The following is a 2,100-nucleotide window of genomic DNA, read 5'->3' on the forward strand; positions in this document are numbered from 1 at the left end:
GCGGCTCCGGCGGCGTCTTCGCACCCAGCCTTTTCATCGGGGCGATGCTCGGTTCCGCGTACGGCACAGCCGTCCACCACCTGCTGCCCTGCCGGAGGGCGTGTTCGCGGTTCGGGGTGTCGCCGGGCCTGAGGAGGAAGTCCGCGAAGGGGACTCGGCGTTCCCCGTCGGGGCCCAGCAGGTGGACGGTCGCCTCCAGCGCGGCGAAGGCCACGGCGACGTCGGAGGGATGGGTGGCCACGCAGGAGTCGGAGGTGGCGAGGATGGCGTGCGTGCGGTTGTGGCCGTGGAGTGCGGCACAACCCGAGCCGGGCTCGCGCTTGTTGCAGTCGGCGGTGATGTCGCGGAAGTAGGTGCAGCGGGTGCGCTGCATGATGTTGCCGCCGATGGTGGCCATGTTCCGCAGCTGGGCGGAAGCGCTCAGTTCCAGCGACTGGGAGATGACGGGGTACAGCGAGCGCACCTTGGGGTGGGCGGCGGCCTCGGCCATGGTCACCAGGGCACCGATGCGCAAGCCGCCGCCCTCGGTGACCCTGACGTCGCGCATCGGCAGGGCGCTGATGTCGACCAGGGTCTCGGGACGCTCGACGGTTTCCCGCATCAGGTCGACGAGGGTGGTGCCGCCGGCGATGTAGCGGCCGCCGTGTCGGCCCGCGGTGAGGGCCGCACGGGCGTTGGCGGCCTTCGTGAAGGAGAAGGGATACATGCCAGCGGCTCCTTACTTCCGGCCGGCGGTCTGCTCGACCGCCCGCACGATCTTCACGTAGCAGCCGCAGCGGCAGATGTTGCCGCTCATCCACTCGCGGATCTCCTCCGGCGAGTGCGTGTGGCCCTCCTTGATGCAGCCGATGCCGGACAGGATCTGCCCGGGCGTGCAGTAGCCACACTGGAAGGCGTCCTGGTCGATGAACGCCTGTTGCAGCGGATGCAGTTCATCGCCGTCGGCCAGGCCCTCGATGGTCGTGACCTCCGCGCCCTCCAGGCGTACGGCGAGCGTCAGACAGGAGTTGACCCGCCGTCCGTCGACCAGGACCGTACACGCGCCGCAAGCCCCGGCATTGCAGCCCTTCTTGGAACCGGTCAGGCCGAAATGCTCGCGCAGCAGGTCCAGCAGCGAGGTGCGGTTGTCGACGGTCACGGTCTGACGGGTGCCGTTGACCGTCAGGGAGACGCGAGTCGAGGGGGCGGCCTCCGAGGCGGCCGCCTCGACCGGGTCGAGGAGGGGCGATCCGGCGATGAGGCCACCGGCGACGACAGCGCCACCGACCGCGGTGGTCGTCGCGATGAATGTCCGTCGCGTCGGCGGAGTGGGGGAGTCCCCAGGAGGCGGTACTGCTGACTCGGTGAACTCTGTCGAAGACATACGTACGCTTTCAGCTTCGGTGGATGGGGCACCTGGCCTGCACGTGGCGAAGACGCGTGACACCCGTGACGTCAGCCTCACCAGGCAGGCAGAAAAATGCGGATCTGCCGAGCAGCCCGCGGTCCGTCACACGGGGAAGTCTTGCACCGTCGGCCCCATCACTGGGAGGGAGGATTTCCTCCCTGGATGTTTCTCTCCCCGGCCAAGTTCGGGCATATCCGGCCCCTAATCCGGGGCGCGGATCTTTGCGAGCGCTTTACATGTTGCTTTACTGGTCATTGCTCGTCTGCCGCCCGCAGGTAGGCGAGACAGGCCGTCAGGGGGCGCTTGTCAGTGACCCGGGCGGCTGTGTGATCCATGAGGAAAGCAGCTGCAGGCTGTCGCGTGAAGGCGTACCCGCTTCTGGTGCCCAGATCACCAGGCTCTGCTCGGGGTCGGCGGTGCACGTGAAGCTTTCCCAGTTGAGGACGAGTTCCCCGACGAGAGGGTGACGCAAGGTCCTGGTTCCCACGGGTACGGGTGTGGCTCGCGGAGCGCCCCACCATCGGCGGAACTGCTCGTCCACCACGGACAGTTCACCCACGAGTTCTGCCAGACGTGCGTCTCCGGGGCACTTGGCGCCCTCCGTCCGCAACTGCCTGACACAGGCATGGGCTACGGACTCCCACGCCACGTACAGCGTTCTCATATCGGGATCCGTGAAGAGGAGCCGTACGAAGTTCCGCTTCCTCGAAGGT

The 2,100-nt window shown here is 67.6% G+C and carries 1 protein-coding gene and 2 pseudogenes; all 3 read right to left on the reverse strand.

Annotated elements, in window-relative coordinates; translation table 11 throughout:
• Window positions 1-85 precede the first annotated feature (85 nt).
• Window positions 86-706 (reverse strand): annotated as a pseudogene (locus tag ABZ646_RS45580) (FAD binding domain-containing protein); the annotation flags it as partial.
• 12 nt (window positions 707-718) lie between these two features.
• The gene (locus ABZ646_RS45585) at window positions 719-1,363 is read right to left on the reverse strand and encodes a (2Fe-2S)-binding protein (protein WP_360533404.1); all 645 of its coding nucleotides are present in this window, start codon (window positions 1,361-1,363) and stop codon (window positions 719-721) included.
• A gap of 316 nt (window positions 1,364-1,679) precedes the next feature.
• Window positions 1,680-2,100, reverse strand: a pseudogene (locus tag ABZ646_RS45590) (transcriptional regulator); the annotation flags it as partial.

This window comes from Streptomyces sp. NPDC007162, assembly GCF_040634175.1.
In the GTDB taxonomy this organism is placed as follows: domain Bacteria; phylum Actinomycetota; class Actinomycetes; order Streptomycetales; family Streptomycetaceae; genus Streptomyces.

What these genes read in the sequence shown, in the direction of transcription:
- ABZ646_RS45585 (WP_360533404.1), bottom strand. Translation starts at nt 1,363, where the DNA reads ATGTCTTCGACAGAGTTCACCGAGTCAGCAGTACCGCCTCCTGGGGAC.